This is a genomic window from Actinomadura rugatobispora, from assembly GCF_042656285.1.
GTDB lineage: Bacteria > Actinomycetota > Actinomycetes > Streptosporangiales > Streptosporangiaceae > Spirillospora > Spirillospora rugatobispora.
Genome location: NZ_JBHSON010000161.1, coordinates 1 through 15,043, shown reverse-complemented (window position 1 = coordinate 15,043; position 15,043 = coordinate 1). Strand labels below are relative to the sequence as shown.

General features: G+C 68.5%; 12 protein-coding genes. 5 read left to right on the top strand and 7 right to left on the bottom strand.

Annotated features, from left to right (window positions below; all coding sequences use genetic code 11):
- Window positions 1-221: 221 nt before the first annotated feature.
- The gene (locus tag ACFPZN_RS53800) at window positions 222-548 is read right to left on the bottom strand and encodes a hypothetical protein (RefSeq protein ID WP_378292756.1); all 327 of its coding nucleotides are present in this window, start codon (window positions 546-548) and stop codon (window positions 222-224) included.
- A gap of 124 nt (window positions 549-672) precedes the next feature.
- The gene (locus ACFPZN_RS53795; protein ID WP_378292754.1) at window positions 673-3,858 is read right to left on the bottom strand and encodes an AfsR/SARP family transcriptional regulator; all 3,186 of its coding nucleotides are present in this window, start codon (window positions 3,856-3,858) and stop codon (window positions 673-675) included.
- Window positions 3,859-4,610: 752 nt separating this feature from the next.
- On the opposite strand from ACFPZN_RS53795, the gene ACFPZN_RS53790 reads away from it, so the two are divergent.
- Both ACFPZN_RS53790 and ACFPZN_RS53785 read left to right on the top strand, forming a co-directional pair.
- Complete coding sequence (locus ACFPZN_RS53790; protein WP_378292752.1) at window positions 4,611-5,786, top strand: hypothetical protein; 1,176 nt, start codon at window positions 4,611-4,613, stop codon at window positions 5,784-5,786.
- A gap of 245 nt (window positions 5,787-6,031) precedes the next feature.
- Window positions 6,032-6,439 (top strand): hypothetical protein, encoded by a 408-nt coding sequence (locus ACFPZN_RS53785; RefSeq protein WP_378292750.1) that lies wholly within the window; start codon window positions 6,032-6,034, stop codon window positions 6,437-6,439.
- On the opposite strand, the gene ACFPZN_RS53780 is transcribed toward ACFPZN_RS53785, so the two are convergent.
- Window positions 6,423-8,561, bottom strand: a complete 2,139-nt coding sequence (locus ACFPZN_RS53780) for a hypothetical protein (RefSeq protein WP_378292748.1) — start codon at window positions 8,559-8,561, stop codon at window positions 6,423-6,425. The two genes, ACFPZN_RS53785 and ACFPZN_RS53780, sit on opposite strands and share 17 nt — an antisense overlap.
- Before the next feature lie 860 nt (window positions 8,562-9,421).
- On the opposite strand from ACFPZN_RS53780, the gene ACFPZN_RS53775 reads away from it, so the two are divergent.
- Window positions 9,422-9,586: a hypothetical protein gene (locus tag ACFPZN_RS53775; RefSeq protein ID WP_378292746.1), complete on the top strand. Its 165-nt coding sequence runs from the start codon at window positions 9,422-9,424 to the stop codon at window positions 9,584-9,586.
- Between the two features lie 1,282 nt (window positions 9,587-10,868).
- On the opposite strand, the gene ACFPZN_RS53770 is transcribed toward ACFPZN_RS53775, so the two are convergent.
- Window positions 10,869-11,237 (bottom strand): nitroreductase family deazaflavin-dependent oxidoreductase, encoded by a 369-nt coding sequence (locus ACFPZN_RS53770; protein ID WP_378292744.1) that lies wholly within the window; start codon window positions 11,235-11,237, stop codon window positions 10,869-10,871.
- A gap of 148 nt (window positions 11,238-11,385) precedes the next feature.
- Between ACFPZN_RS53770 and ACFPZN_RS53765 the strand changes: the two genes are divergently transcribed.
- Window positions 11,386-11,997 (top strand): TetR/AcrR family transcriptional regulator, encoded by a 612-nt coding sequence (locus ACFPZN_RS53765; protein ID WP_378292742.1) that lies wholly within the window; start codon window positions 11,386-11,388, stop codon window positions 11,995-11,997.
- Window positions 11,998-12,006: 9 nt separating this feature from the next.
- Here ACFPZN_RS53765 and ACFPZN_RS53760 read toward each other — a convergent pair whose 3' ends face one another.
- Both ACFPZN_RS53760 and ACFPZN_RS53755 read right to left on the bottom strand, forming a co-directional pair.
- Window positions 12,007-12,603 carry a class I SAM-dependent methyltransferase gene (locus tag ACFPZN_RS53760; protein ID WP_378292740.1) on the bottom strand — a complete coding sequence of 199 codons (597 nt, stop codon included), beginning with the start codon at window positions 12,601-12,603 and terminating at the stop codon, window positions 12,007-12,009.
- Between the two features lie 59 nt (window positions 12,604-12,662).
- Window positions 12,663-13,097: a WapI family immunity protein gene (locus ACFPZN_RS53755; RefSeq protein WP_378292738.1), complete on the bottom strand. Its 435-nt coding sequence runs from the start codon at window positions 13,095-13,097 to the stop codon at window positions 12,663-12,665.
- A 360-nt stretch (window positions 13,098-13,457) separates the two neighbouring features.
- Here ACFPZN_RS53755 and ACFPZN_RS53750 point away from each other — a divergent pair, with 360 nt between their 5' ends.
- Complete coding sequence (locus tag ACFPZN_RS53750) at window positions 13,458-14,348, top strand: NBR1-Ig-like domain-containing protein (protein ID WP_378292736.1); 891 nt, start codon at window positions 13,458-13,460, stop codon at window positions 14,346-14,348.
- Window positions 14,349-14,395: 47 nt separating this feature from the next.
- Here the strand turns inward: ACFPZN_RS53750 and ACFPZN_RS53745 are convergent.
- Window positions 14,396-15,043 (bottom strand): SpoIID/LytB domain-containing protein (locus tag ACFPZN_RS53745; RefSeq protein WP_378292734.1); only part of this gene is annotated, 648 nt, incomplete at its 5' end.

Below are 15,043 nucleotides of genomic sequence, written 5' to 3'. Positions count from 1 at the left end.
CGACGCCGCCGTCCTCCTGGAAACGACCGAGCCGCGCGCGAGACGCCTCCTGGACCACCTCCTGGACGTCCACCTCCTCCAGGAGCCCGCCCCGAGCCGGTACCGCTTCCACCCCCTGATCCGAACCCACATCACCACCCGGCTCACCGCCCAGGACTGAGGGCACGCCAGGGGAGGACGTGCCTTCTCGGGCCTCGGTTCGCGCTGAACGCCGTGAAGGCTCAAGATTCTCGTTCTTCGTTCGGGGGAGGGAGCGCGCCCAAGTGGACGTTCTTCGCCTGGATCGCAGTGCCGGACACGGGTCCGCCTATCGTGTTGTGAACGCTGCCGGGCGTGGCGCGTTGTGCGTCATCATCCCTGTCCTCTCGCCTGGACGAGATCAGGCCGAATACAGCGACTCCGAGCCCCGCGAGCCCGATGAGCGCGCCGAGCGAACTGGCTATTTTGTCGGCTCTATCGAGGCCGACGATCACAAAGAGGGCGGCGACTGCGACGATGGCGATCACCCCGACGATCAGTCCGCACCAGCCCAGCACGCGTCTCGACATGCTGCCATCATCGGCCGTAACGCGGAATGGGGGAAGTTGATCGCTTGGATGGGCGGCGGCGCGGCAGGTACACCGGATCTCCGAGGCCCGGTACCAGGAGTTCTCACAGGCCGGACGTGCTTCGTCAGGAAGCGATCTCGTTGATCGTATGCAGCCTTATCGCGATGGACTCCGCCTCCGGCACACCCAGTTCTTCAAAGATCTCCAGGGCCTGGCGCCAGTGGATGCGCGCGGCCTGCTCGCCCTCCAGGTGGAAGATGGTCGCGGCGATGCCCTCATGCACCTTGGCCTGCTGATACGGAGCGCTGATGTCGCGGGCCATGGCAAGGGCTCTGTTGTAGTGGTCGAGAGCGACCGGGTAACGGCAGCAGGACTGGTGGGCGTCCGCCATCCCGCGCAAGGCCCGCACCCGCTGATACCGGTCACCGACCTCCTGGGCGGTGTCCTCCGCCTGTTGGTGGTGGACGAGTGCCTCGCCGGGGTGTCCCATCAGCAGATAGGTGGTCCCGATGCTGTTGAGCGTGTCGGCGACGTTCCGCCGGTCGCCGATGTCGCGGAAGACCGTGATCGCCTCCCGGTAGAAGCGCAGTGCGGTGGTGTAGTCGCCCTTGTACTGGTGGACGCCGCCGATGTTGTTGTTGAGAATCGCCTGTTGCTGCACCCCGCCGATCTTTTTGAAGATCGCACTCGATTCCTGGTAATGGCGGATTGCGTCCCGGTGGAATCCGCGCTGCCGCTGGACGTCCCCGATATTGTTGAGCACCATCGCCTCCCGGCGCCGATCTCCCAACCTCCGAAGCATGGCGAGAGAGAACTCCAGATGCTGCAGGGCTTCCCCATAGCGGCCGAGATGCCACAGCACGATGGCGGCGTAGCCGAGCGAGTCCGCCTCGCCGTGCGCATCATCGGCCTGCCGGTGGAGATCCTGCGCCTCCTGATGGTGGGCCAGAGCCTCCCGGTAGCGTGCCGTGGTCCACAGGACGATGCCGATGCGGTCCAGGGTTTCGGCTTCGGCCGCCCGATCGCCCAGTGAACGAAAGATGGGCAATGCCTCAGCGGCGTGGTCCAGCGCTGCCTTGTGATCACCAGTGCGGAACCGCGTGAAGCTCAGTTCGAAGAGTGCCTGGGCCAGCGCCTCCGGGCTGCACGTCTCCCGTGCCGCCCGCACGGCCGCCTCCTGACCCCGGCCGGCGTCTTCGCGTTCCCCCTGTGTTTCGAGGTACTGAGAGAGCGTATGGATCAGCAGTGCACCGCTCTCCTTCATCTCATGCTTGATGGAATGTTCGGCCAGTGCCAGGCAGTTGCGCCATTCTCGTTCCAGCCACGCCGCCGCGTCGGCGGGGTGCACCAAATCGTGCACCCGGTCGCGGTCGTGAGAGGTCGGTGCGTTCCCGCGGACCTCGGAGAGATCGCGCCTGCGCCGGTGCGGATAGAGCACGCGATCGGCACTGTCGGCGCGTCGCAGGTAGTGGTGCACGAGCCGGGACAGGACGCGTCTGCGCTCACCGCCGGAATCCTCGTCGAACGCCCGCGCGCGGGCGAAACCGCGCACGATGTCGTGCATGCGCACTCGTCCCGGCGCCTGCTCGTGAAGGAGATGGTGATCGATGAGGACGTCGAACTCCGCCAGTACCTCTCTTGTGGGCCGGGCGACGAGCGCCGCCGCGCCTTCCGCCGTGATGTCCGGGCAGGGGCTCCATCCCAATCGCCGAAACAGGCATTGCTGCTCTTCGGTGAGGTCGCGGTAGGAGCGATCGAAGGCCGCACGTGCCACCGGTTCATCCAGTTCGTCGCTGTCGTCCGGTGTGGCCCCGGCACTCCGGTACAGCCGGTGCCGTTCCCCTCGGTGCACGTCGGCGCCGGTTTCGGCAGCCCTGGCGGCCTGTGCCGCGGCGAGGCGCAGTGCCAGCGGATGTCCACCGCTCCGGCGTACAACTTCGTCGACGGCGTCCGAGCCCAAGCCGTCCCCGGTGACGTGGACCACCAACCGGCGTGCCTCCCCCGGCGGGAGGACGTCCAACCGCAGGTACCGCGCGCCGGGCAGTCCGGCCAGCTTGCGCCGGCTGGTGACCAGGACACGGCAGGTCGGGATGCCCGCGATGACGGGACGGATGTGATCCAAGCCGATGGCGTCGTCCAGGACCACGATGGCACGCCGTCCGGACATCTCCCGCCGCCACAGCTTGGTGCGCTCGACGCGGGAGACCGGAATGCGATGCGGCGGAACGCCGAGCGCACGCAGCAGTTCGGTCAGGACGGCACCGGCCGAGAGCGGCGGTCGCGCCTCGTCATGCCCGCAGAGTCGCACGTGCAGCGCCGCATCGGGGAACCTGCCGGTCAGTATGTGCGCGGCGCGGAGGGCGAGGGCGCTCTTGCCGATCCCGCCCATGCCGGTGACGACGTCGACCATGGGTTGCGGCGCACCCGCATCGGCAGGAGCGGTGAGGACCTCCAGTTCGCGCACACGTCCGGTGAAACCGGCGGGCGCTTCGGGCAGCGAACGCGGTCGCGGCATTCCGCCGCCCCGAAGGAAACGCGGTGTCACGCCGAGATCCGGGTCGCGCCGCAGGATGCGTTCGTGCAGATCCCTTAACCGCGGACCGGGGTCGGAGCCTTGCTCCGAAGCCAGCAGGCGGGCGGCGCGTCGGTAGACCTCGAGCGCGTCCGCCGCTCGGTCAAGCCGGTAGAGGGCTGTCATCAACTGGGCGGTGGCCCGCTCGTCCATGGGACGCTCAGAGGTCAGCCGCTGCAGTTCGGCGATGACCTCACCGTGCCGTCCCAGCCGAAGTTGCAGGTCGATGCGCTCCAGCCGCGTACCGTGCCGCTCCTCTTCCAGGCTCTCCCGCAGTGCCCGGATCCAGTCCCCGGTCAGGCCAGCCAGTGGCTCGCCGCCCCACAGCTCCTCGGCTTCGGCCAGGAGCGCGACGGCGTGCTCGTCGTCCCCGCTCTCGGAGATCGCGCGCGCCTGGCGGCGAAGCCCACGGAACCGGTGCAGGTCGACCGACTCCGGGTGCAACGTCAGGCGGTAGCCGCCATGACCGGACTCGACCGGGGACGGTCCGCCCGGCTCCGCTCCCGTCCGGCCGCGGAAGCGACTCCGCAGCCGGGTGACATAGCTCGTGAGTGTGGTGCGCGCCTGTGCGGGCCGGCGCTCACCCCAGATCCGTCCCGCCAAGGTGTCCGCCGAGACGACGCTGCCGCATTCCACCGCGAGAATCGCGAGCAGACAGCGTTCCTTCGGCGATCCGAGCTCCTGCGAGACCCCGCCCGCTCGCAGTTCCACGGCACCCAGAAGCTTGATCTCCTCCATCTCCGCTCCCCGTGTACAGCCCCGATTTTGGATATTTGGGAGTGTTTCATGCGGTTTGTCGTATTACCAGCCGCTGGACCTTGAGTCGAACGTGAGAGTGTCCTCACTTCCGCGAGGAGGTGCGAACGTTCTTTCGAACAATGATGGTGCAACTATTGAAGGTACAACGAAAGGGTCGGACCTATAGCAGAGGCTGCTGGCGCCCGGTGGGTCATAAATCAAGATTGTTGTGATTTGGGAGACATGATCTACTTGCCTGACAGGCCTGGTCTAAACTGTGGCGCGTGCCTTGATCGGGGCGGGAGTTCCGGATTGGGGAAGTGCTAGTCTGCGTGTGCATCTGCATGCGCAGGTGCACGGTCACTTGCGTGGCTCTTAATGTTCGAAGAGGCAGAGAGATCAATATCGATGCACAGGCGCATTCATGAGATTCTCAGTTTCATCGTCAACACGGGCTTTGTCGTCCTGGCGGTGATGATCTTCATGGTCTGACGTTTCACACGCGCCGGAGGGCGGGACCGGTTCCGGTCCCGCCCTCCGTTCTGCGGCAGGTGAACCGCGGTGTGCAACATCTTCGTCCCGTCCGGTGCAGGCGCCCCGTCCACATGCCCGACCCATCGTGACACCACCGGCGGCCCGCTGCGGGCCGCGACCGTCACGTTGCGGGAGGCGCGATGCCATCTGAAGGTTGGTCCCCGGGGCCCTACGGACTGGACGCCGCGAAGGGGGCGACCGTCCGGACGCGGCGCACCGTGCTCGCGGTCGTGCACCACCTCACCGCGGTAACGCGGCTGAACGACGTGCTCACACTGGTGGAGCCGGACCAGCGCGTCCAGACAGTGCACACGGTGGCGCCGTCGTCGGTGTTCTCAAGAGGGGTCGTCGATCATCTGCGGGCGACGGGAGCGTGCCTGGTCCCCTTCGACCACGCGACGCAGATGCCATGGGACCTGGCGGTCGCCGCAGGCGACGGAGCGCTGGAGCGGCTGCACGCTCCGGTCCTGCATCTCCAGCACGGAATGGGCCCGACCATGCTGAGCCGGCGCTGGGCCGGCGCCGGAGACGCGGCGTCCCGGCCGGTCGCGGGACTGCGGCGGGAAGCGTTTGTGGCCGGCGGCCGGGTCATTCCCTCGACGATCGCCCTCGCCCATCACGATCATCGGAACCGTCTGCTGGAGGTCTGTCCCGAGGCCGGGTCCGCCGTCCGGGTGGTGGGCGATCCCGCCTTCGACCGCCTGTCGAAAAGCCGTCCGTCACGAGCGGCCTACCGAGAGGCGTTGGGCGTCGCCGGAGACCGGCGCCTGGTCCTCGTCTCGTCCACCTGGGGGCCGCGCGGCCTCTTCGGCGTGGATCGCGAACTGATCCGTCGACTCGCCGCGGAACTGCCCCCAGAACGGTACGCCGTCGTGGTGGCCCTCCATCCATCCATCTGGTCCTGGCATGGCCGACGGCAAACAATTGCTTGGTGTGCGGCCGGGATGCGGGCCGGCGCCGATCTGCTGCCGCCTCATGAGGGCTGGCGTGCCGCGCTGGTCGCCGCCGACCTGGTCGTCGGCGATTACGGGACGGCAACGTACTTCGGGGCCGCGCTCGGTACTCCGGTACTGCTGGCGACCTTCCCCGACGGCGACGCGTTCCCTGCCTCCCAGGCGGAACTGCTTGGCCGCCTCGTTCCGCGCCTGGACCCGGAGCGGCCCTTGCTCCCGCAGATCGAGACGCACGCCGGACTCCGAGCCCAAGGCGGGCCGTCCATCGGCGCCGTCCTCCGAGACAGGCTCACCTCCGAGCCGGGGCGCTCAGCCGTCCTTCTGCGCAGGGAGATCTACCGGCTGCTGCGTTTGGAGGAGCCTCCGGACCCCCCTCTCCTGGATCCCGTGCCCATGCCCCGGCTTCTCACAGGCCCGTCCGACTTGGAGGCGGTACGTTGAGCGCCGTCTTCGTCCAAGCCCGCATCGTGCGCGATGACCTCACGCACACCGCGCCCGGCTTGGGAGTCTCCGCACTGGCCCCGGACGCCTCAGATCCGGTCGGCCTGGCCCGGACTCCGCACCAAGGGCCGGTACACGTCACCGCTAGGACCGGACATGGAGTGATCAGCGTGACGCTGTGCGCGCTACGGGCCTCGCGAGTCCTCTCCGGACTGGAGGGACCGATGTGGCCGTCAGGCCAGGTGATGGACGAGCACGTGGCGGTGCGCCAGGTCGCTGATCAAGGCCGGAGCGCGGATCGCTTGACGTCCATCGCCGACGTCACCGTCCGGAGCACTGGCGGTCCCCACACTGCTTCCGCGCGCACATCGGGCGCCGCGCTGGTCGCTTGCGTCACCGACCTGGAGGCGCGAACGTGCGCCATCACCGCCCGCGATGAAGCGAGCGTATGTTTCACCGCCTGCGACACACCCGCCGAGCAGGTGGCTCCTGACGCCGCGACCGCCTTTGCGTGGGCTGCTTCGTTCGTCCACTGCCTGCTGGTGGGCGGGCACACGCTGGGTGAGCTGCGGTCGGCGCGGCTGGTCATCCGAGGCTCGGGGGACGGGGGCGTCGAACTCATCCCGCACGGGCGGCTCACCGATCTGGAATGACCCGCGGTCGCTCCGCACCGCCATCGCGAGACCCGATCTCGGCTAGGCGATCACGTGTCTCCGTGGCCTGCGGAGCCCCCAGCGCCTCGAAGACCGCATGTGCTTGCTCCAGATGAGCGTGTTCCGAATCGGCGTCCCCGTCGTGCCTCGCCAGGCGGGCCAGCGCGAGGTGAGCGTTGCCCTGCTCGTGCCGGGCACCCGCGCGAGTGGCGGCTTCCAGCGCGCTACTCAGCCTGTCGCCGGCGTCCCTCAAGCGGCCCTCCGCGGCCAGGGCGCCGGCGATCCCCATGAGGATCCGGGCGCGGTTGTAATCGTCTCCTTGCTCGTCGAAGTAGCCGAGCGCGCGCGAGAGGTGGTCGATCGCCTCGGATGTGCGGCCGTCCCGCGCCAGGGCCTCGCCCAGGCGCCGCGTCATCATCGCGACACCACGCTCGATCCCGATCTCCCCCTGGATCTCCCGTGCCCGGTTGAACGCGTCAATGGCACCGGCGATGTCGTCTGTTGCGAGCCGGGCGACACCAAGACACTCGAGTGCGACCGCTTCGCCACGTGCGTGTCCTGCTTCACGTTCGAGTTGCAGCGCGCGCACGGAGAGGTCGGCCGCGGTGCGGAAGTCGCGCAGATTGAGGTGGGCAGAGGCCAGTGCCTCCAGCATGCGTGCCTCGGCACGTGGATCGCCAAGCGCGGACGCCGACGCGGCCCCCGCCTCATGCGTCCGGATCCAGGACGCGTAATGCTTCCGGAAGGTGAACAGCCCCCACATCGCCTCGCACAGTTCCCAGACCTCGCGGTGCAGGCCGAGGTCATGCGCGGTCGTGACCATGTCGACGAGGTTGGGCAGTTCCCGTTCCAGCCAGTCGAGCGCGTCGGCGGTATCAGTGAACGACGCCGCAGAGGCGGCCTCATAGTGGCGGCCGAGGTGCCAGCGACCGGGGATGACCGTCCGATCGGCGGCCACGGCGATTCCCAACCTGCTTTCCAGCAACCGCTCGAAGGCCCGTACACGACTGTCCTCGGTCTCCTCCCTGTTCGCCATATCGCGGGCGTGGAGCCTTGCGAGGTCGTGGAAGCGATGACGGCCGTCTGGCTCCTCCTCCACCAGGTTGGCATCCGCCAGCGTCTCCAATGGCCCGGCCACCTGCTCCGTGGACGAGTCGACGACCGCCGCCGCGTCGCTCACGTCGAAGTGCACGCCTGGATGGACGCTGAGCAACCGATACAACCTCGCGGCATCCGCCGGCAGGTCGCGGTAGGTGACGTCGAAGACCAGTCGCACCGAGATCTCGCCTTCGTCTCCGTGGCTGAGCGAGGCGAGCCGGCCACGCTCGTCGGCCAGTTCTCCCACCACACGCGAGATCGGCCAGTTCCCCCGGATGGCGAGCCGGGCCGCGGACGTGCATAGCGCTAGTGGCAGGCGCCCGCACAGCGCCGCGAGGGAGCGGGTGGCCGCGGGCTCGGCGCGGGTGCGGACGCCGCCCAGCATCCGATCCAGCAACTGGACGGCACCGTCCTCGTCCAAGGGACCGAGTGGCAGGAACGACGCGCCGTCCAGCGCCAGGCCCGGGAGCCGCCGCCGTGAGGTGACCAAGACCAGCGTCGGGCCGTGTCCCGGGAACATCGGGCGCACCTGCGCCGCCGAGGCGGCGCCGTCCAGCATGATGATCAGTCGGCGTCCCGCTGTGAGCGAGCGGAACAGCGCCGCCTGCTCGCCGAGATCACTGGGAACCACGTCGGGAGGCACGCCCAGGGAGCGCAGAAAGTATCCCAGTGGCTCGCCGGGGGTGACCGGATCCGCACCGGAGAAACCTCGCAGATTCGAGTAGAGCTGGCCATCGGGGAAATGTTCCCTGACCCGGTTCAACCAGGCCAAACCCAGCGAGGTCTTTCCCACTCCACCCACCCCGCTGATCACTACGGTGGCGGGATCGCCACTTCCGGTCACCGCGTCGCTCACCTGGATGAGTCGCTCCAACTCGGCCGTCCGGTCGGCGAAGTACGGGCGTGGCGGCAGCAACTGCGCCGGCGCCGGGAGTGGCCAACCCTTGGGGACGACCTGGTGCAGGTGAACGCCCCCTTGGACCGTTCCCGCCTGGATAATGGAACCGACGACACTGCCAGACATTTCGTTCTGGGATCCCTGGCCTGGGTATCCGCTTTCTCTGGAATCTCCGCGCCGTCCACCGCGTTCCCTCACGAGCCGCCCACTTCATGAAGTCCTGCAACCGAGGTCCTTTACAGTACCGTGGATCAAAAGTCAGGACCATTTCATGAATGTGTATACGTTTCACTTACCATGGTTCGCGGGAGTATGGAGCTTCTCTTCGGTCGCCGAACACGGGCTCCGACCGCCGAAGCCGAACCGATGGACGGACTCAGACGACACTGAGACTTGCCGCCCCGGTGGTCCGGGCGGCGGATCGCGCCTGTCCGTCCTTGCCGGTCTGTGCGGGGAGGAGACGTTCTACGACCCGGCCGCTGAGCTCTAAGGCTCGATCATGACCACCTGGCGGGTGCCCGATGGCCGTCACACGGTCCCTGTCTCGAACACCTAGCCCTGTCACCCGCGGTCTCCCGCGCGAGAGCAGCCGCCAATGAGGATGGAATAGATCACCAACACACTGCTCTCCAAGCAATATTCGTGTAACTCGTTGTAGCGCTTCCCTGGCGAAGGTGGATGACGATGTTTCTGATTCGCCCCCGGCTCGCCCGGAGTGTCGCTCACTCGCAGCATCAACGTTCGAACGCTGCTTCAAGATGCCGTGGGTATTTCATCGCCTACCCTCCTGAACAGCTTCTTCTGGCCTATGGTCACGAACCGCTTGCGACACATCACCGGACCGATCAAGGTATCTTAGTATCGTCCTCCCTGTGTGAGTAGAACTGTTTAGGAACAAACAGAAAGCGTGGGCGAGTAGCGGCTGAACGCCACTTTCGGAGGGACGCCATCCAGGTGGATCGTGTGTTCGGAAATGTCGGAATGCGGTGGGCGAACCCGTGGCGGCGGAGCGGCGATGCACCCGGGCCCCGGCTCCCGGCCCGTCCGGGTATTCAGGAGGCGGCGCGAGCATCATCGAGTCCTCCGTCCACGGGACGAGCCTGCGGATCGGCCAGGAGGGCGACGACGTCGACCTCGACGGCACCACCTGATGGTGTGGAGGACACGTTCTCCGAGGACACCGATCAGTCGGTCTCCGGCTCCACCGCCAGGCGGGACATGATCCAGGGTCAGCGGGTCGATGGGGCGTCCGGTTCGGCGCCGGCCCCGGCTGGACGACGCCGGAAACGGATGGTCGTGACCACGGCGCCGCCGGAGTGTTCGCGTTCACCGAACGGGGACGCCAACTGATCTCAGCGCGCTCGGGTCCTGAAGTCACCTTCAAGCCTGTTGACGACCAGTGTGGCCAAGGCTGGACAACGACCGACAAGCAGGACCCGCCGCCGGGCCCTATCGACGACCGCCGTTTACGGGCGTGGCTTGCAGACCATCACGCCGTGCGGGCCGGGGCATCGGAGACGCGATGGTCAATCTGTACGATCTCCTGGTCAGCCGGTCGTTGTCGCTGCGGGCCGCGACCGCCTCCCGCCAGCACCACCAAGGTGCGGACCCGCCCCTTTTGCACGGTGCGGCTCGTCCAGTGCCCTTTCATCGTTACCAAGGCCGCTACACCAATCCCATCGCCCAGGCCGAGAAGTGCGATTGCACCTGGAAGGTGGAGGTCGAGTGGCTTTATGGTGCCGTCGTAGCGCCTGACCAGCAGCCATCGCTGGAGATCGGCGGGATCGCTCTCGAGGCGTGGGGCCAGCGTGGCTATGGCCCAGTCGTACAGGCGCGGACCTTCAGACAGGCGCTTCCATGCCTGCTCGGGCGCTCCCGTGCCAGAATGTCGGCCCGGAAGCCCGACCGCGGACCCGCCGAATGGCTCCTGGGGACGGCGACCATGTGCCCGATCTGGCGTCTCTCCAGGCAGAGACGGAACTCGTGGTCTTGTCCGTAGGTCTGGCCTCCGTAGCCCAGCGGGCCGGAAACTCGCCGCCCTCCAGCATCGGCCGCGCGAGCGCGGGCTTGCTCGTGAACGCGGCCTGGTCCGGGATGCCAGCCCGGGTACATCGCTGCCGGTCCGCCAGCCACGACGCAGGCAGAAACACCCGCCCGCCGTCCCGGAGTCTGCTCCCTCATGAGGAACCCGGTCCCATCCATGATCAGCACACCCGGCGGGTTCCCCGAAGACGTACTCCCGCAGGTCATTCCGTATGCCATGGGGGTCCCAGCGGGCCTGGTTCAACAACCGCTGCATCCGGCCCGGAGCTGCATCACCCGCCAGCCGTTCTTGCGCTCCACCGGAGCGAGCAACCCCACCACGTACGCCCGCGCCTGCCATCGGGGAAACCGGCCCGCCACACGGGCGAACAGGTCATCCAGGCAGAGTGGCTAGGCGAGGTCCATGCGGAGGAACTCGGTGATGCGGAGCATCCTCGGTGGGCGTGCCACCTCGTCGGGGAGGACCTGGAACGCCTCGTCCCTCCCGATGAGGCGTGGGGCGGCGAGTTCCAGCTCCCGCCCGTCCACCCGGAGCCGCGCACGGTCGGCTGCCAGGACGTTCCGCACCCAGTCCGAGCCCGATCCGTACACCAGGACGAACAGGTAGCCGCCGTCGACAGGGTGCGCGTCGAGCGGCGTGCGGTACGTCGCGCCAGAGGTGCGACCCACGTGAGTCAGCACCGGCCACTTCCCGCCCGCGACCGCGCGCGGGTTGAACACCCGCTTGTTCACGTGCCCCCACCACCTCGGCATCGGCATCGGGATCTCCTTCTCCCGCCCCGGCGGGGCGCGTCGGTCGAGACTTACGCTCGTAAGGATGACTTACGCCTGTAAGCTTGGCAACCCGCCCCTCCCTGGAGCCGCCTTGTCACCGTCACCGCCCCGGCGACCACTCAGCCGAGACCGCGTGCTGGAAGCCGCGATCCGGGTCGCGGATCGCGGCGGCGTGGAGGCGATCACGATGCGCCGGGTGGCGCAGGAACTGGGCGTGGAGGCGATGTCGCTCTACCACCACGTCCCGAACAAGGAAGCGGTCCTGGACGGCGTGGTCGACGCGGTCTTCGCGGCGATCGAACTGCCCGCAGAGTGCGCCGACTGGCGCGACGCGATCCGTGCCCGCGCTTTCTCCGCGCGTGCGGTCCTGTCGCAGCACAGCTGGGCTCTCGGCCTCATGGACTCCCGGCGCGACCCGGGGCCGGCGACGCTGCGCCACCACGACGCCGTCCTCGGCGTCCTCCGGAAGGCGGGGTTCACGCTGCCGATAGCCGCGCACGCCGTCTCGCTCATCGACAGCTACATCGGCGGGTACGTCCTCCAGGAGGCGAACCTGCCGGTGACGACGCCGGACGACGTCGAGGAAGTGGCCGGCGGCATCCTCGCGCACCTGCCGGCGGGCGAGTTGCCGTACCTCACCGAGATGATCGTCGACCACGCCCTGCAGCCGGGCTACGACCACACGAGCGAGTTCGGCTACGGCCTGGACCTGATTCTGGACGCGCTCGAAGCCCGTCGGAGGTAGAGCCGGAGGTCAGGTGCGCCGGCGCAGCCGGTACCACTGCGGCGAGGTCCTGTTCATGGGCCAGCCCAGCCCCGCGGTGTCGGCGGGCTGGACGTCGAGCAGTTCCCAGTCCGGAAACGCGGCCTCGACCTCGGCCTGGGAGACTCCTCCGATCCGGGAGCGCAGCCGGGTGAGGCCGAAGGCGAGCATCAGCAACGTCGAGTCGGGGTTGGCCAGCGCGGAGACGCCCCGCCCCTCGGCCCGCCGCTGCTCAGCGTCGAAGCCCTGGAAGCAGCCGATGTCGAGGAAGAAGTCGAACGTCCCCAGGCCGGCCGACGGCAGGTCCGTCACGTCGCCCACGACGTAGGTGACGCCCTCCGCACCCTGACGCTCGGCAGCTTCGATCGCGGCCGGCACGTAGTCGACGCCCACCGCTTCCCAGCCCCGGCGTCCGAGCTCGGGGGTGAACTGGCCACGGCCGCAGCCGAGGTCGAGGGCCCGGCCGAGCGGGCGGGAGCGTCCGGTCTCCTCGCGGTCCAGCAGGGCGGCGATGCTGGACGCCGCAGCCTGTCCGTAGCGCTCCCAAGGGGTGACGCCGAAGCGGTACATACGGGCGTAGTTCGTCATTTGATGAGACCATCTCACGGCACATCCACGAGGCCGCAGCGGGGCCCGTCGAGCGGTCGTCAGCCGGGGAAGCGGGCGGACTCGGCGGCCCAGTCGTCGGCGGCGGCCAGGAGGTCGGCCGTGGAGAGGCGGGCCGGGATCGTGTACGGGTCGCCCGCTCGGATGTGCTTGCGCCAGGGCGGCGAGAACTCCAGGTCCAGGCCGATGCGCAGGACGGTCTCGTCCGGTCCCCGCGCCGTGAGGGCAAGGGAGAGGTTGGGCTCGGTGAAGCGCAGGGTGTCGCCGGCCTCCGCGGTCCGCAGCCAGGCTGCCAGGTGGACGGCGTCCGGCGGGGTCAGCGCCTGCCAGCGGAACGACCAGGACCCCTCGGGCCCGTACGCGGTCCCGGCGATCATCAGCCAGCTTGTGCGGAGCCGCTCGTCTTCGGCGTCCGGGAACTGGTAGCCGTCGATCCGCAACTCGATCCCGTGCCCGTCCCGTCCCACCAACCGCATCCGCTCACCCTAGCCCCGGACCCGCTGGACGCCGCCCCAGCGACTCCCAGTGATCATCCGTAAAGGGGAGAACGAACCCGAGTCAGATACGCCGCAAACTCCGCTGAAGCACCTGCGAAACAGGTCACCTCGGGGGAGTTATCGCGGTCGTATCCGGCTCGTGTGGGCGTGGGTGCTGATACCGATTCGAGCTTGAGTGAAGGCCGTGGGCGCTGTTAGCTTCACCCGGTGGACCACATGCGTGCACAGGCGGAGGCCATCGCGGACTTCGCGGCGAGCCTGAGTGAGCTGCGCACATCGGTGGGCAACCCGTCTTTCCGGGAGATGTCCGGCAGGTCAGGGGCTATCTCGCACACGACATTGCATGAAGCCACAAAGGGCAACAAACTCCCGAGTTGGGGGACCACCGTCGAGTTCGTCAAGGCGTGTGGAGCGGACCCGGCCGCGTACCGGGAACGGTGGGAAAACGCGAACCGGACGGTCAGATCGGCGAGCGCCGAAGGGGCCGCGACCGTCGCGGGCACCTCGGCGGCCCGTTCGCCGGGTGGGTTCGACGCCTCCGCCGCGGAACGTCCTGCCCTGCACACCGCCATCGGCGCGCAGGCGCCCCGGTCGGTGGGCGAGACCTCGCCGGCCGTGCCCCCGCCGCCGCCGGACGGGAGCGCGGGTGACGGCCGGCCGCCGGGAGGCCGCGGGCGATCCAGGCTGACCCGCCCGGCCGCGGTGGCGCTCGTAGTGGCGGCCGTCGGTGTGGGGACGGTGGTCGTGGTCGCCGTCAGCCGCGGCTCCGGGCAGGAAGGGGACGGCCCGAAACCGTCCGGCGGCCCGTCGAAGGCCGCGCTCTCCCCGGCCGACTGCCCGGTGCGCGTGTTCAACCCGGCGCCGGCCCCACCGGCGCACCAGGGCGACAAGGCCGTGTTCATCGCGGACATCACGCTGCCCGACTGCACGCGCGTCGGCGCCGGCACGACCGTGACCAAGGTATGGCGGCTCAAGAACACCGGGACCGTGCCGTGGGAGGGCTACTCGCTGCGCCGCCTTGACCTCCCGCAGCGGGCCGACCAGTGCCAGACCATCTCCGACGTGCCGATCAACGACACGCGGCCGGGCGCGATGGTCGACATCCGGACCGACATCACCACGCCGAGGAAGCCGGGCCTGTGCTACGTGCGGTTCAAGATGGTGGACGCCGCGGGAAAGGTCGCCTTCCCCGGAAACCGGCCGGTCAACTTCCAGGTCATCGTTGAATGACTCTGGTTCCCCGCCGCGGAGGACACGGCGGGGAACCGGAGGCGGGGTCAGGAGAGAACGATTCCGCTGTAGTAGGACTTGAGGATGCTGGAGTGGCTTGAGCCCGCGTTGGCCTTGTCGCGCGAGCCGTACTGCGACATCCAGTCCCCGGTGACCCACCCGCCGCACGCCGTCGTCGTCGCGCAGTAGTGGGCCTGCAGGATCTTCCCGTCGCGGGTCATCCTGGTGCCCCAGGTCGCGTCCACCGCGGCGTTCGTGGACGCCGTCGCGGAGCCGGGCCTGTAGACCTGGCTCGACGTGTTGTCGTAGACGTCGAAGCACTGGCCGCTCGACGTCTTGCGCGTCGAGTGCAGCGCCCAGTGCCAGCCGTAGCTCTTGACGGCCATCGCCCCAGCCCTGAGGGACTCCCTCGGCCAGCTCGGCACCCACTCGTTGGGCAGGACGTCCTTGACGTAGGACTCGAACGGCACCCGCTCCACGCGGTTGAGGGACACCCGGTACACCAGGATCGTCGTGGGCGGCTTGCTGTGCGTGCCGTCGGTCTTGCACCCGGTCGGCGGCGTGGAACCCAGGAACTGGTGGGAGGCGTTCTGGTTCTTCAGGCCGGCGTTGAGGTTGCCCTTGGCGCCTGCTTTGAAGTCCTGGTAGGTGCCGCCGTAGTTGCTGTTGAAGTGGACGCGGACGGTTTTGGTGCT

Bases quoted from the DNA above. Each gene is read 5' to 3' on its own strand.
- ACFPZN_RS53800 (WP_378292756.1), bottom strand. From the start codon at position 548: ATGTCGAGACGCGTGCTGGGCTGGTGCGGACTGATCGTCGGGGTGATC.
- ACFPZN_RS53795 (WP_378292754.1), bottom strand. From the start codon at position 3,858: ATGGAGGAGATCAAGCTTCTGGGTGCCGTGGAACTGCGAGCGGGCGGG.
- ACFPZN_RS53785 (WP_378292750.1), top strand. From the start codon at position 6,032: ATGGACGAGCACGTGGCGGTGCGCCAGGTCGCTGATCAAGGCCGGAGC.
- ACFPZN_RS53780 (WP_378292748.1), bottom strand. From the start codon at position 8,561: ATGTCTGGCAGTGTCGTCGGTTCCATTATCCAGGCGGGAACGGTCCAA.
- ACFPZN_RS53770 (WP_378292744.1), bottom strand. From the start codon at position 11,237: ATGCCGATGCCGAGGTGGTGGGGGCACGTGAACAAGCGGGTGTTCAAC.
- ACFPZN_RS53760 (WP_378292740.1), bottom strand. From the start codon at position 12,603: ATGACGAACTACGCCCGTATGTACCGCTTCGGCGTCACCCCTTGGGAG.
- ACFPZN_RS53755 (WP_378292738.1), bottom strand. From the start codon at position 13,097: ATGCGGTTGGTGGGACGGGACGGGCACGGGATCGAGTTGCGGATCGAC.